This is a genomic window from Chitinolyticbacter albus, assembly GCF_024437655.1.
In the GTDB taxonomy this organism is placed as follows: Bacteria; Pseudomonadota; Gammaproteobacteria; order Burkholderiales; family Chitinibacteraceae; genus Chitinolyticbacter; species Chitinolyticbacter albus.
This window is the reverse complement of sequence record NZ_JANBVF010000004.1, coordinates 242276-255896: the sequence shown is the minus strand read 5'-3', so window position 1 is coordinate 255896 and position 13621 is coordinate 242276. Positions and strand designations below refer to the sequence as shown.

Here is a 13621-nt window from a genome sequence, read left to right as displayed (position 1 = left end):
CCATTGCCGACCGCAGGCCGTTGCCCGGCGCCCAACTTCTTGAAACAAGAAACATTATCAATTAAGGTGTGGGCCAATCCAGTATTCGACCAAGGAACCGTCGATGTCCTTTGCCTCCACCTCGCTGCGCGCGCTGGCCGTTTTTGCCGCCACCGCCGTCGTCGTTTCCGCCCCGGCGCGCGCTGCCGAAGTCAGCCAACGTGCCGTGCTCGACAACTACGCCAACATCGTCGCCGCCAACTACGCCGACAGCGTGGCCGGTGCCAAGGCGCTGCAGGGAGCGGTGAATGAATTCATTGCCGCGCCGTCCGAAGTGGGCCTCGCCAAGGCGCGCAAGGAATGGCTGGCCGCGCGCGAATGGTATGGCCAGACGGAAGCCTTCCGCTTCTACGGCGGCCCGATCGACGACGAGAAGGGCCCGGAAGGCCTGATCAACGCCTGGCCGCTCGACGAAGCCTATATCGACTACGTCGACGGCAAGGCCAAGGCCGGCGTGATCAACAACGCCAAGACCAAGATCACCGCCAAGAACCTGCGTGCGCTGAATGAGCGTGGCGGCGAGGAAAACATCGCCACCGGCTGGCACGCGATCGAGTTCCTGCTGTGGGGTCAGGACCTGAACGACAACGGCGCGGGCGACCGCAAGTTCACCGACTACGTCGACGGCAAGGCGCCAAACGCCGATCGCCGCCGCGTCTACCTGCAGACCGTGACCGACATGCTGGTGGCCGATCTGGAATCGGTGGCCAAGCAGTGGGCGCCGAACGCCAAAAACTACCGCAGCCGTTTCGTGGCCGGCGGCAACGACAGCGTGAAGAAGATCCTCACCGGCATAGGCACGCTGAGCCGGGGCGAGCTCGCCGGCGAGCGCATCGAAGTGGCACTCGACACCCAGGCGCAGGAAGACGAGCACTCGTGCTTCGCCGACAACACCCATCGCGACATCGTGACCAATGCCCAGGGCATCCAGAACGTGTGGGAAGGCCGCTACAAGGGCCGCGACGGCAAGGTGGTCGAAGGCGCCAGCCTGAAGGCTCTGGTCGCGCAGAAGAATGCCAAGCTCGCCGACACCACCAGCGCCAACATCGCGGGCACCGTGAAGCTGACCGAAGCGATCAAAGCGCCATTCGATCGCGAGATCATAGGCGACGCCAAGGCGCCGGGCCGTCAGCGCGTGCAGGCCGTGGTTGATGCGCTGAAGAAGCAAGCAGGGAGCCTGGTCGAAGCCGCCCAGGCGCTCGGCATCAAGCGCCTGAACACCGCCGTCTAATCACGCCAGCGTGAATTCCAGCGGCCCCGCCGACGGCGGGGCCGTCACCATTTGAAGAAAGCCGTCATGCCGTTGCGTTACAAACTGTTGATTCCCGCCGCGCTCGTCGCCGGCACCGTGCTCGCTGCTGCCAGCGGCAAGCTGGCCCGCTTCGAGCCCGGCGAAGACCTGCCCGGCGGCGTGGCCGCCACCATAGACGACCATGGCAAGAACGCGTTCTCGCTGCCGGCGCCGGCACTGTCCGACGCGCAAAAGACCGATTTCGTCATCGGCAATTCCTTCTTCAAGAAGGCCTGGGTCGAAGCGCCGTCGTCCACTGCCGCGCGCGATGGCCTGGGCCCGCACTTCATCGCCCGTTCCTGCGGCGCCTGTCACACGCTCGACGGCCGTGGCGCGCCGCCCACCATCACCAAGGGATTGCAGGACGAGCAGCCGATGGCGCTGTTGATCCGCCTGTCCATCCCGGGCAGCGACGCGCACGGCGGTCCCATGCCCGAGCCGACCTATGGCGGCCAGTTCAACAACGACGCCATTCCGGACGTGACGCCCGAAGGCAAGGTGCAGATCCGCTACCGCGAGCTGCCCGGCACGTTCGCCGACGGCAGCCGTTACAGCCTGCGCGCGCCGACCTACACGCTGACCGAGCTGGGCTACGGTGCGCTGCACCGCGACGTGCAGCTGTCGCCGCGCATCGCACCGCACATGGTCGGCCTGGGCCTGTTGGAGGCGATCAAGGTGGACGATGTGCTGGCCAATGCTGCGCGCCAGGCTGCCGAGAACAAGGGCATCAAGGGCGAGCCCAACTGGGTGTGGGACGCCTACGCGCAAAAGACGGTGCTGGGCCGCTACGGCTGGAAGGGCAATGTCGGCAGCGTGGCGCACCAGGCGTCCGGCGCCTTCCTCGGCGACATCGGCATCACCTCCAGGCATTTCCCGAACGAGGAATGCACGGCGGCGCAGAAGGACTGCCTGGCGGCGCCCACCGGTGGCAAACCCGAGATCGAAGATCGCAAGCTGGAACAGGTCATCCTCTACAGCCAGGCGCTGGCGGTGCCGAGCCGACGCAACCCCAAGGACGCCGCCGTACTGCGTGGCAAGCAGGTGTTCGCCGACGCCTTGTGCGTCAGCTGCCACGTGCAAAGCTACACCACCGGCCCGCATCCGACGTTGCCTAAGCTCTCCGGGCAGAAGATCTGGCCGTATACCGACCTGCTGCTGCACGACATGGGCGAAGGCCTTGCCGACCATCGACCGGACTACAAGGCGAGCGGCCGGCAATGGAAGACGCCCCCCCTGTGGGGCCTGGGCCTCGTGCCTACGGTGAACGGCCATAGCCACTACCTGCACGATGGGCGCGCCCGCAACCTGATGGAAGCGGTGCTGTGGCATGGCGGCGAAGCCGAGGCCAGCAAGCAGTACGTGCTCAAGTTGAACAAGCAGGACCGGGACAACCTGGTGCGCTTCCTGCAATCGCTGTAACGGCGCGGGGCCTGGCCTCGCCCCAACCCGCGATCCGTGGATCGCCTAGGAGATCTGATGAAAGCCACCGTGCGTATCCTCGCCCTGCTGGCCGTGGCCGGCCTCGCTCACGCCGAGGCCCCGGTGCCCGACGCCGGCTTTGCCACCAGCTGGGTGCAGCAGGCCTACATCGGCCGCCACCAGGCGCTGGCGCTGGCCGTCGACGCCTTCGCCACTGCCAGCCACGGCTTTTGCGCCCAGCCGGGCGCCGACACGCTCGCCACCGCCCGCAGCGGCTGGCAGAGCGCGATGCTGGCCTGGCGCAACATGGACGGCGCCACGGGCGGCCCCATCGTGCTGGAGCGCACCGGCCGCATGATCGATTTTCGCCCCACCCGGGTGAAGGACATCGAGAAGCGCATCGCCGCCGGCGACGGCGTTGATCCGCACAATGTCTCGGTGCGCGGCCTCTCCGCCGCCGAATACCTGCTGTACGGCGAGGCCGCGCCGGCCGCGCAGCTCGCCAAACTGAAGAACAAGGCGCGTTGCGCCTACCTCGTCGGCAGCGCCGAACGTGTCGCGGCGGATGTGCACCAGCTTGATGCCGGCTGGACGCTCTACGCCGAACAGCTGGGCGGTGAAGCCGCGTTCTTCCGCAACAACCTGCTGCCGGAGACCATAGGCCTGATGCTGTCCGGGCTGGAGGGCGCAATCCGCCGCCTGCCGCGGGTGGAAGAGGCCGAACCGTCGGCGTGGCCCGATTGGCGCTCGGGCATCACCAAGGCCGCGCTCGCGGCGCAGCTCGATGGTTTTGCCACCGCCTACTTCGGCCCCAAGGGCGACGGCGGCCTCGCCAGCTTCGTCGCGGCGCAGGGCCACACGGCGGTCAACACCAAGCTCAAGACCCAGCTCGACGCCGCCCGCGCCGCCATCGCCAAGCTCAATGCCGACCAGGCCAAGCAGACCGAGGCACAGCAGACCGCTGTGCGCACCAGCCTTTCCGCGTTGAAGCAAACCATCGCCGGCGAGCTCGCCCCGGCCCTCGATATCGTGCTCGGGTTCAACGACAGCGACGGCGACTGACATGGCCGGGCTTACCCGCCGCCATTTCCTCGCCGGACTGGGCGTGCTGGCCCTCCCCTTGCCTGCACTGGCCGGGCAGCCGGCGCGCACCTTGCTGGCCTCCGCTGCCGACGGGCAGGGGCCCTTCTTCACTGCCGTCGACGGCAAGCCGCTGCGCTTGCCCACACGCGGCCACGGCATGCTGCCGATTCCGGGCAGCGACGAGCTGATCCTGGTGGCGCGCCGCGCCGGCTTCTGGCTTGCACGCATCAACTGGCGCAGCGGTGAGGAAATCCACCGTATCGCCCCCGCGCCGGGTCGCCACTTCTACGGCCACGCCATCCTCAGCCCGGACGGCAAGACGCTCTACACCACCGAAAACGACATCGCGCGCGGCCAGGGCATGGTCGGCGTTTACGACGCGGCGACGCTTGAGCGCCTTGCGGAATTCCCCAGCCACGGCATCGGCCCACACGAGCTCTACTGGCTGGTGCCGGGCAAGACCCTCGCCGTGGCCAACGGCGGTATCCTGACGTTGCCGCAGTCCGGGCGCGACAAGCTCAACTTGGCCACCATGGAACCGGCAGTGGTCATCCTCGACATGCCCTCGGGCCGGCTGCTGGAACGGTATGCGCTGCCCGATCGCAGCTACAGCCTGCGTCATCTGGCGCGCACTGCGGACGGCGCGCTGGGCATCGCCATCCAGGCCGAATCGCCCGATGGCCGCGACGTGATCGATACGCCGCTGCTGGCCATCCTGCGTGACGGCAAGCTCACGCTGGCCGAGCACCTGCCCGGCTGGGGCGGCTACGCGGCAAGCGTGGCTGCGGCCGGGAATGTGTTCATCGCCACCGCGCTGCAGGGCGACGCCATCCTGCTGTGGGACAGCCGCGGCGCCTTTCTCGGCGAAATCGGCATGCAGCGCCCGGCCGGCATTGCCGTCGACGGCGCGCGCATCTTCGTCTCCAACGAGATGGGCGTGATCGCCGAGCTTGATCTTGCCCGGCGCAGCCTGACTTCGCTCGTCACCCAGGCCGGGATCAAATGGGACAATCACCTCGCCATCGTCTGAGCGCGGCATTGCTGGCCGCGCTGCTCGCCGGCTGCGCTGCGCCGCCTGTGACGCTGCCGCAGACCGAGCGCCATACGCTCCATGCCAGTGAAACCGGGCGCGACTACCGCATCGAGATCGCCCTGCCCGATGCACCACCGCCCGCCGGCGGCTATCCGGTGCTCTATGTGCTCGACGGCAATGCCAGCTTTGCCACCGCCACGCAGCTGGCCCGTGCACTACGCGGCCTCGATCCGGCCGTGGTGGTCGGCATCGGATACGACACCGATGCCCTCTTCGACATGGACGCGCGCAACGAGGACTACACGCCACCGGCGCCCGGCCTGCCCAGCCGCGACGCCCGTGGCCGGCGCGAAGGCGGCGCAGATCGCCTGCTCGACGTGATCGCGCAGCGTATCCAACCGATGATCGCAGCGCGCCTGGCCGTCAACCCGCGACGCCAGGCGCTGTTCGGCCATTCCTACGGCGGCCTCTTTACGCTGCACACGCTCTACACGCGACCGGCACTGTTCAGCCACTACATCGCCGCCAGTCCGTCGCTGTGGTGGCACGATCGCTACCTGCAAACTAAGTTGCAGGCCTACGCCGGCCAGAGATCCCCCCGCGCCAGCGTGCTGATCACCGTCGGCGCGCTGGAACAGGCCGATGCCGCCGGCGTCGGCGTGGAACGGGCAGGGCGCCTGGCCGAGCGCGCCATGGTCGACAACGCGCGAGCCGCCGCCAATGCGCTTGCGGCGCTGCCGTCGCTGACGGTGCGCTTCGAGGCAAGCGCCAACGAAGACCATATCGGCAACCTCTACGCATCGCTGCTGCGCGCCGTACCGTTCGCGCTGTCGAGCAACTGGATCGATACGCGCTGATATCGCGCAAGCAGGCACGCTCCCCTTGCCCTGCAGTGGCGTCGAACGTGCCGGCTGACCCAGCCTGACCACGCTGCAACCACGCCGTGGCGCGCCAGAAATCGCCAGATACGGGTGCTAGAATGGTTGAGATCAATTCTCGTTAGCATGAACATGCCGCCGTTCTTCCGTTTTGCGCCATTGCTTGCCGCCACCTCCGCCATGGCCGGCTGCGCCTCAACCGACCAGCCGGTAACGCGCACTGCATCCCCGCCGTCCGTGTGGCTGCTGGGCGAAGTCCACGACCACGCCGACGGCCACGCACGGCGCTTCGGCGAGTTGCAGGCGCTGGTCGTGGCCGGTTGGCGCCCGGTGATTGCGATGGAGCAGTTCGATCGTGAACGGCAGGCCGAGCTCGATGCCGCACTCGTGTCCTGCGCCGATGCGGCCTGCGTGATCGCCGCGGCGACACCGGCCAAGGCCAGCTGGCAATGGGATCTGTACCAGCCGGTGATCGCGCTGGCCTTGCAGCAGAAATTGCCTATCGTCGCGGCCAACCTGTCGCGCGCGGACGGCGCCAAGGTGGTGCGCGAGGGCTTTGCCAGCGTGTTCGATGCCGCCACACTCGCCCGCTTCCGCTTGGACCAACCGCTACCCGACGACCTGATGCGCGGCCAAATGCGTGAAATCGACGTGGGCCACTGCGGCCTGTTGCCGCCCGCCATGCTGCCCGGCATGGCGCGGGCGCAAATCGCGCGCGACGTGTGGATGGCCAAGGTGATCGAAGACCATGCCGCGCAAGGCGTGGTGCTGCTGGCCGGCAACGGCCACGTCCGGCGCGACCTGGGCGTGCCGCGCTGGCTGACGCTGCCCATGAGCGGGGTGAAGAGCATCGGCTTCGTCGAACGTCAGCCCGAGGCTGGTAGCTTCGACCAGACCACGCTTATTGCGGCCAAGGCCGACCGTCCCGATCCCTGCGCCGGCTTGAAGCCGCCGCCGCGATGAGGTCGCGCGCTACGCGCGACTAGCGGGCCTTGGAACCCACCACGGCCGAGTAGGCATGGAACGCGTCGAGCACGCCTTGCATGGCGACTCGCAGCTGCAGGACATCTCTCTCTCGCTTGGGCCGTCGGTTAAACAGGTATCGCCCTTCTCGACAAGAAACGCGCATCACGCGTGATGCAAACCTCGTTTTTATTCGATCAAGATGGCGGCAGCGAAAAGCAAGCAGTCCCTGACTAAATACAAATAAAACCTTTCAATTTGCTTTTCTATATAGTTCGCATACCTGTCGCCCAGGATGAATCGCGACCTGGTATCCGCTAGATTCTTGGTGTGCTGTGCGCAGTGGCCGCAGGGCAGGGAAATCTTCTCGGCCGTCCTTTTTCTGTCCGTGGCGGAAATGGATCTGTTAGAAAATCGATTGCCCAATAGCAAGTTAGTCTGGCAGTACACCTATAAGCGGGCGAAATTCACAGCACCGCAATCACACTCTATCCCTTCGAAAGGAGTTTTTATGTCGTTGATCAAATGGTTGGCCGCCGCAATGGTCGTGGTGGCGCCAGCAATCTCCCAGGCGGTAGTCATCGCGCCCGGTAGCGGCTGGCAGCAGTTTGCTTTTGAGGGCAACGGTAGTGCCTGGGACACCACGTTCACCGTCAACCTCAGCAGCAGCGCCTGGTTGCAGGTCGCCGACGCGTATATGGCAGGTGACCGCTTCGAAGTATTCGCCAATGGGCTATCGCTGGGCCTGACCTCGCAGCCCTTGGGCTTTGGCGACTACACCGCGGATTTTGATGCCGCAATCGGCGATGCACGCTGGAGCTCAGGTCAGTTCCTGCTGGGTGCAGGGCAGTACGAAATCACCGGTATCGCGACGCTTTCACCGTTCGGTTCGGGTGGCGGCGCCGTCCAGATCGCTCCGGTTCCGGAGCCGGAAACCTACGCGTTGATGGGCCTGGGCCTGGTTGGCCTGGTGGCAGCCCGCCGCCGTAAGCACCGTTGATGAAACGGGCCTGCGCCTGACCGGGCGCGGGCCCGCAAGCCGCTACAGCACGTAGCGCGCCAGATCCTCATCGCGCGACACCGCCCCCAGTCGCGCCTCGACGTAGGTCGCATCGATCGTCACGCGACCGCCTTTGGCGTCGAACGACACTTCCTCCAGCAGCTTTTCCATCACCGTGTGCAGACGGCGTGCACCGATGTTCTCGGTGGTCTCGTTCACCTGCCAGGCAATCTCGGCCAGCCGCTTCACACCTTCCTCGGTGAAATCGAGCTCGACGCCCTCGGTCGCCAATAGCGCCTGGTATTGCTTGGTGAGGCAGGCGTCGGTTCCGGTAAGGATGGTGGCGAAATCGCCGACCGACAGCGAAGCGAGCTCGACCCGGATCGGCAAGCGGCCCTGCAGCTCAGGAATCAGGTCGGACGGCTTGGCGAGCTGAAAGGCACCGCTGGCAATGAACAGCACATGGTCGGTCTTGATCATGCCGTACTTGGTGGTACAGGTCGTGCCCTCCACCAGCGGCAGCAGGTCGCGCTGTACGCCCTGGCGGCTGATTTCGCCAGCGGCACCCTCGGCGCGGCTCGTCACCTTGTCGATCTCGTCGATGAACACGATGCCGCTTTGCTCGACCGCCTGCACCGCCTCGGCGCGCAGGTCGTCCTCGTTCACCAGCTTGGCCGCCTCCTCCTCGGTGAGGAGCTTGAGCGCATCGGGCACCTTGAGTTTCTGCGGCTTCTTCTTGTCGCCGAACGCGCCCTTGAACATGCCCTGCAGCTGGCTGGCGAAATCCTCCATGCCGGGCGGCGTGAGCACTTCCATATTGGGCTGGGCGATGGCGACGTCGACCTCGATCTCCTTGTCGTCGAACTTGCCCTCGCGCAGCATCTTGCGGAATTTCTGCCGGGTTTCCTTGCCGGTTTCGTCCTCGTTCACTGTGGCGAACGGGTTCTTTGGCGGCGGCGGCAACAGGATGTCGAGCACGCGATCTTCGGCGGCATCCTCGGCGCGCACGCGGTTCTTGCGGATCGCCGTGTCGCGCACCTGCTTGAAGGCGATCTCGGCCAGATCCCGGATGATGCTGTCGACGTCCTTGCCCACGTAGCCGACCTCGGTGAACTTGGTCGCTTCCACCTTGATGAAGGGCGCGTCGGCAAGCTTGGCCAGGCGCCGGGCGATCTCGGTCTTGCCGACCCCGGTGGGACCGATCATCAGGATGTTCTTGGGCGTGATCTCGTGGCGCAGCGGCTCGTCCACCTGCTGGCGGCGCCAGCGATTGCGCAGCGCGATGGCGACGGCCTTCTTGGCATCGCGCTGGCCGACGATGTGCTTGTCGAGTTCGTGGACGATTTCCTGCGGGGTCATGGTGCTCATGCTGGTTTCTATCCTTGCGGCAATAGCGGCTAAGTTGGAGGCGTTCGCGCCAATTTAAAGCGCCGTCGCGTCACCGCCAGGCGGGCGTGGTCGCGATCATGCCATGCCCTGCTGCAGCCGCTTCCGTTGCGCGCTGTACCGGATCAAGTCCGCACTGGCTGTAACGTGTCAGCTCGCCGTCCGACTGTTATCTTGCAGCAATGACACCCAGCCTCACGCCGCGCACCGTGCTCGCGCTTTGCCTTGCCGCCATGTACGTGGTGTGGGGCTCCACCTATCTTGGCATCCGCATCGGCGTCGAGGGCCTGCCGCCCTTGCTGCTGGCCGCCCTGCGTTTTCTCGCCGCCGGCAGCGCCATGCTCGCCTTCCTGCGCTGGCGCGGCCTGCCGTGGCCGCCGCGCCGCGAAGTACGCAACGCGGCGCTGATCGGCACGCTGATGCTGGCCGTCGGCAACGGCGCCGTCTGCGTCGCCGAGACGACCGTGCCCTCCGGCCTGGCCGCGCTGCTGGTCGCCTGCGGGCCGCTGTTCGCCATCCTGATCGCCTGGGCCTGGGGTTCACGTCCGCGCGTGGCCGAATGGGGGGGTATCGCGCTGGGCCTGGCTGGTGTCGCGGTACTCAATTTCGATCATCGGCTTGCCGCAAGCCCGATCGGCTTTGCGCTGATCGTGCTCGCCGCCGCCACCTGGGCGTTTGCCTCGGTGCTGCAGGGGCGCATCGCCATGCCGGCCGGACCGATGTCGGCAGCGATCCAGATGCTGGCGGGCGGCGTGGTGCTGGCCATCGCCTCGCCGCTGTTCGGCGAGCGCATGCCGGCGAAAGTGCCGTGGCAAAGCTGGGCGGCGCTCGCCTATCTCACGGTGTTCGGCTCCATCGTCGCCTACAACGCCTACGTCTACGTGCTGCGCCACGCGCGGCCGGCGCTGGCGATGAGCTACGCCTATGTGAACCCGGCCATCGCGGTGGCGCTGGGGGCCTTGCTGGGCGGCGAGCAGATCACCGCCCCCATCGTCGCCGGCATGGTGGTCATCCTGGCTGGCGTGCTGCTGATCGCCATCGGCAACCAACGGCACTGAACGCGGCAAGCCGACCGGCCCCAACGCCCAGACGACGCCTGGGGCCCGGCTATAGTGGTCTTGGAGCCGCAAATAAATCCCCCGCTGGCCGCGCCGCACTCATTGGTCGTACGCCTTGTACTGCCCGCACTCGCGCGTCTTGCCAGCATCGTTGCCCTGGGTGGTGGTGCTTGGCCCGAAGAGCAAAAGGACAATCTGGCGCGGACTGCGATAAGGCAGGGAGCATGGAACTGGAAGACGACTGGCTAATTGACGACAGTGCGGACGAGCTCAGTGCCGATGCGATCGAGCCTTGGCAGGTGCTCATCGTCGATGACGAACCCGACATCCACCGGGTGACGCGGCTGGCCCTGGGCAACATCGACTTCCTCGGCCGGCCGCTCGCGCTGCTGTCCGCCTATTCCGGGCGCGAGGCGCTCGCCACGCTCGCCGCCAACGACGATATCGCGCTGGTGCTGCTCGACGTGGTGATGGAGAGCGAGGAGGCCGGCCTCAAGGTGGCGCGTGCGGTGCGCGAGGAATTGCAGAACCACCGGGTGCGCATCATCCTGCGTACCGGGCAGCCGGGTGTCGCGCCCGAGCGCCAGGTGATCGAGAGCTACGACATCAACGATTACAAGGCCAAGACCGAGCTCACTCGCGACAAGCTCTACACCGCGGTGCTCGGCACGCTGCGCTCGTATCGCGACATCATGCTGATCGAGCAGCAGAGGCAGATGCTCGCTGCCAATCGACGCGGCCTCCTGAAGGTGATCGAAGCGTCATCCAGCATCTTCCAGCAGCAGTCGATCCGCCGGTTTGCCCAGGGCGTGCTCGAACAGCTGCAAGCCTTGTTGTTCTTCGAGCAGGAAGCGCTCTACGTGGTGGTGAAAGGCGGCGTTGCCGCACTGGAGGACCAAGGCGCGACCACAGTGCTCTACGCCACCGGCGGCTTTTCCGCGCTTTGCGACAAGCCCTTGTCCAGCGACGAACTCGCGCGTTTCCGGCCATCGATCGATGCCGCCATGCTGCACGGCCATAGCGTGTTCGAGGACGACTACTTCGTCGGATTCTTCCGCTCGCACCAAGGCGCAGCCAACCTCCTGATCATCGATGGCCCGGTCGCGCTATCGACCGCCGATCGCGATCTGGTCGAGCTGTTCTGTCGCAATGTCAGCATCGCGTTCGAAAACCTGATGCTGCGCGCCGAGGTGGAAGATACCCAGCGCGACATCATCTACCGGCTATCCGAGGTCGTGGAAAACCGCTCGCCCGATACTGGCCAGCACATCCGTCGCATGGCCGAATTCGGCTGGGTACTGGCGCGCGCACTCGGACTGCCCGACGAGGACGCCGAGATCATCCGTGCGGCCAGCCCGCTGCACGACGTCGGCAAGGTCGGCATTCCGGATGCGGTACTGCACAAGCCAGGCCCGCTCGACGCGGCCGAGCGCAGCATCATGGATACGCACGCACAGCTCGGCTACACCATGCTGAAGGACGCCAAAGCACGCATCCTGAAGACGGCGGCAGTGATCGCCCACCAGCATCATGAGCGCTGGGATGGCACGGGCTACCCGCAAAAGCTGGCTGGCACCGATATCGCGCTCGCCGCGCGCATCATGGCAGTGGCCGATGTGTACGACGCGCTCTCGCATACTCGCTGCTACAAGCCGGCCTGGCCGCGCGAAGAAGTGCTGGATGCGATCCGGCTGGGGCGTGGCAGCCAGTTCGACCCGGCGGTGGTCGATGCCTTCTTCGCCAGCCTGCCCGAGATCGAAGCCATCCGGGAGCGCTGGCGCGACGACACGGGCGAAGCGGCATAACAGTCTGCCGCCGGTTTTGCGCGGGCACTGTGCTCGCGGCGCAGGGGAAGCTTGCCGTACAATCAAGCGCTTACCCCACCTTCCGTTGCGATCGCCATGCCCGCACCTACGCCCGACTACCTTGAACGCATCCTCGCCGCCCGCGTCTACGACGTGGCGGTGGAAACCCCGCTGGAACTCGCGCCCAACCTGTCCCGCCGCATCGGCAACAAGGTGTACCTGAAGCGCGAGGATGTGCAGCCGGTGTTCAGCTTCAAGATCCGCGGCGCGTACAACAAGATGGTCAAGCTCTCGCCCGCCGAGCTGGAGCGCGGCGTGGTCACCGCCTCGGCCGGCAACCATGCGCAGGGGGTGGCGCTGTCGGCGCAGCACCTGGGTTGCCGCGCCACCATCGTGATGCCGGCGACCACGCCGCACATCAAGGTCGATGGTGTTGCACGGCGCGGCGCCGAAGTGGTGCTGATCGGCGATTCGTATTCCGACTGCTACCAGCACGCGATCAAGATCGCCGAGGAAACCGGCGCCACCTTCGTCCACCCGTACGACGACCCCGAGGTCATCGCCGGGCAGGGCACGGTGGCGATGGAAATCCTGCGCCAGCACCCGGACCCGCTCGATGCGATCTTCATCCCGGTGGGCGGTGGTGGTCTGCTCGCCGGCGTCGCGGCCTATATCAAGCGGCTGCGCCCGGACGTGAAGATCATCGGCGTGGAGCCGACCGACGCCAACGCGATGTATCTGTCACTCAAGCTTGGCGAGCGCGTGCAGCTGCCGCAGGTGGGCATCTTTGCCGACGGCGTGGCGGTGAAGCAGGTGGGCGAGGAGACTTTCCGCCTGTGCCAGAACCTGGTCGACGAGGTGATCCTGGTCGATACCGACGCCATGTGCGCGGCGATCAAGGACGTGTTCGAGGATACGCGCTCCATCCTGGAGCCTTCCGGTGCGCTCGCCATCGCCGGCGCCAAGCTATGGTCGCAACGCAATGGCGCGCAGGGCCAGACCTATGTTGCGATCGCCTCGGGCGCCAACATGAACTTCGACCGGCTGCGTTACGTGGCTGAACAAGCCGAGATGGGCGAGGAGCGTGAAGCCATCATCGCCGTCACCATCCCGGAAAAGCCGGGCGCCTACCGCGATTTCTGCAGCCTGCTCGGTGCGCGCAGCGTGACCGAATTCAACTACCGCTATGCCGACGACAAGGTGGCGCATATCTTCGTTGGCCTCGCCATCCAGAGCCGCAGCGAAGTGGCCGAGCTGATCGGCAAGCTGGCCGATCACGGCCTGCCCGCGGTCGATCTCACCGACAACGAGGTGGCCAAGATGCACATCCGCCACCTGGTCGGCGGCCGCGCTGCGCATGTGACCAATGAGCGGCTGCTGCGCTTCGAATTCCCCGAGCGCCCGGGCGCGCTGATGAATTTCCTCAACCAGATGGGCGGGTTGTGGAACATCAGCCTGTTCCATTACCGCAACCACGGCGCCGATTATGGCCGCGTGCTGGTCGGTATCCAGGTGCCCGCGAGCGATGATGATGCGTTTGCGGCCTTCCTGGAGAAGCTCGGTTACCCCTACTGGGACGAGAGCGGGAACCAGGCCTACCAGCTGTTCCTGTCCTGACCCTCCGACCCGCCGCAAGGCGGGTTTTTCATGGTCACGGTGCGCCGGT

The 13621-nt window shown here is 66.2% G+C and carries 11 protein-coding genes; 10 read left to right on the top strand and 1 reads right to left on the bottom strand.

Features of this window, described 5'->3' with window-relative positions:
• Positions 1-103 precede the first annotated feature (103 nt).
• The 7 genes from NLI84_RS03745 to NLI84_RS03715 all read left to right on the top strand — a co-directional run bounded on the left by NLI84_RS03745 (position 104) and on the right by NLI84_RS03715 (position 7706).
• Positions 104-1270, top strand: a complete 1167-nt coding sequence (locus tag NLI84_RS03745; protein WP_255988265.1) for an imelysin family protein — start codon at positions 104-106, stop codon at positions 1268-1270.
• Positions 1271-1336: 66 nt separating this feature from the next.
• A complete protein-coding gene (locus NLI84_RS03740; RefSeq protein ID WP_255988264.1) occupies positions 1337-2749 on the top strand; it encodes a di-heme oxidoreductase family protein in 1413 nt (470 codons plus the stop codon).
• Between the two features lie 57 nt (positions 2750-2806).
• Positions 2807-3811, top strand: a complete 1005-nt coding sequence (locus NLI84_RS03735; protein WP_255988262.1) for an imelysin family protein — start codon at positions 2807-2809, stop codon at positions 3809-3811.
• A 1-nt stretch (position 3812) separates the two neighbouring features.
• Positions 3813-4862, top strand: a complete 1050-nt coding sequence (locus NLI84_RS03730) for a DUF1513 domain-containing protein (RefSeq protein ID WP_255988261.1) — start codon at positions 3813-3815, stop codon at positions 4860-4862.
• Positions 4835-5722, top strand: a complete 888-nt coding sequence (locus NLI84_RS03725; protein ID WP_255988260.1) for an alpha/beta hydrolase — start codon at positions 4835-4837, stop codon at positions 5720-5722. Before NLI84_RS03730 ends, NLI84_RS03725 begins: the two co-directional genes overlap by 28 nt.
• 153 nt (positions 5723-5875) lie before the next feature.
• Positions 5876-6706: a ChaN family lipoprotein gene (locus NLI84_RS03720; protein WP_255988258.1), complete on the top strand. Its 831-nt coding sequence runs from the start codon at positions 5876-5878 to the stop codon at positions 6704-6706.
• 295 nt (positions 6707-7001) lie between these two features.
• Positions 7002-7706: a PEP-CTERM sorting domain-containing protein gene (locus NLI84_RS03715; protein WP_255988257.1), complete on the top strand. Its 705-nt coding sequence runs from the start codon at positions 7002-7004 to the stop codon at positions 7704-7706.
• 42 nt (positions 7707-7748) lie between these two features.
• Here NLI84_RS03715 and hslU read toward each other — a convergent pair whose 3' ends face one another.
• Positions 7749-9074 carry an ATP-dependent protease ATPase subunit HslU gene (gene hslU, locus NLI84_RS03710; protein ID WP_255988256.1) on the bottom strand — a complete coding sequence of 442 codons (1326 nt, stop codon included), beginning with the start codon at positions 9072-9074 and terminating at the stop codon, positions 7749-7751.
• Positions 9075-9274: 200 nt separating this feature from the next.
• Here hslU and yedA point away from each other — a divergent pair, with 200 nt between their 5' ends.
• The 3 genes from yedA to ilvA all read left to right on the top strand — a co-directional run bounded on the left by yedA (position 9275) and on the right by ilvA (position 13572).
• Positions 9275-10150 (top strand): drug/metabolite exporter YedA, encoded by an 876-nt coding sequence (gene yedA, locus NLI84_RS03705; RefSeq protein WP_255988255.1) that lies wholly within the window; start codon positions 9275-9277, stop codon positions 10148-10150.
• Positions 10151-10374: 224 nt separating this feature from the next.
• Positions 10375-11955 (top strand): response regulator, encoded by a 1581-nt coding sequence (locus NLI84_RS03700; RefSeq protein ID WP_255988254.1) that lies wholly within the window; start codon positions 10375-10377, stop codon positions 11953-11955.
• 96 nt (positions 11956-12051) lie between these two features.
• Positions 12052-13572 (top strand): threonine ammonia-lyase, biosynthetic, encoded by a 1521-nt coding sequence (ilvA, locus tag NLI84_RS03695; protein WP_255988253.1) that lies wholly within the window; start codon positions 12052-12054, stop codon positions 13570-13572.
• Positions 13573-13621 lie beyond the last annotated feature (49 nt).

What these genes read in the sequence shown, in the direction of transcription:
- NLI84_RS03700 (WP_255988254.1), top strand. Translation starts at nt 10,375, where the DNA reads ATGGAACTGGAAGACGACTGGCTAATTGACGACAGTGCGGACGAGCTC.
- hslU (WP_255988256.1), bottom strand. Translation starts at nt 9,074, where the DNA reads ATGAGCACCATGACCCCGCAGGAAATCGTCCACGAACTCGACAAGCAC.
- NLI84_RS03720 (WP_255988258.1), top strand. Translation starts at nt 5,876, where the DNA reads ATGCCGCCGTTCTTCCGTTTTGCGCCATTGCTTGCCGCCACCTCCGCC.
- NLI84_RS03725 (WP_255988260.1), top strand. Translation starts at nt 4,835, where the DNA reads ATGGGACAATCACCTCGCCATCGTCTGAGCGCGGCATTGCTGGCCGCG.
- NLI84_RS03745 (WP_255988265.1), top strand. Translation starts at nt 104, where the DNA reads ATGTCCTTTGCCTCCACCTCGCTGCGCGCGCTGGCCGTTTTTGCCGCC.
- NLI84_RS03740 (WP_255988264.1), top strand. Translation starts at nt 1,337, where the DNA reads ATGCCGTTGCGTTACAAACTGTTGATTCCCGCCGCGCTCGTCGCCGGC.
- yedA (WP_255988255.1), top strand. Translation starts at nt 9,275, where the DNA reads ATGACACCCAGCCTCACGCCGCGCACCGTGCTCGCGCTTTGCCTTGCC.
- NLI84_RS03715 (WP_255988257.1), top strand. Translation starts at nt 7,002, where the DNA reads ATGAATCGCGACCTGGTATCCGCTAGATTCTTGGTGTGCTGTGCGCAG.
- NLI84_RS03735 (WP_255988262.1), top strand. Translation starts at nt 2,807, where the DNA reads ATGAAAGCCACCGTGCGTATCCTCGCCCTGCTGGCCGTGGCCGGCCTC.
- ilvA (WP_255988253.1), top strand. Translation starts at nt 12,052, where the DNA reads ATGCCCGCACCTACGCCCGACTACCTTGAACGCATCCTCGCCGCCCGC.
- NLI84_RS03730 (WP_255988261.1), top strand. Translation starts at nt 3,813, where the DNA reads ATGGCCGGGCTTACCCGCCGCCATTTCCTCGCCGGACTGGGCGTGCTG.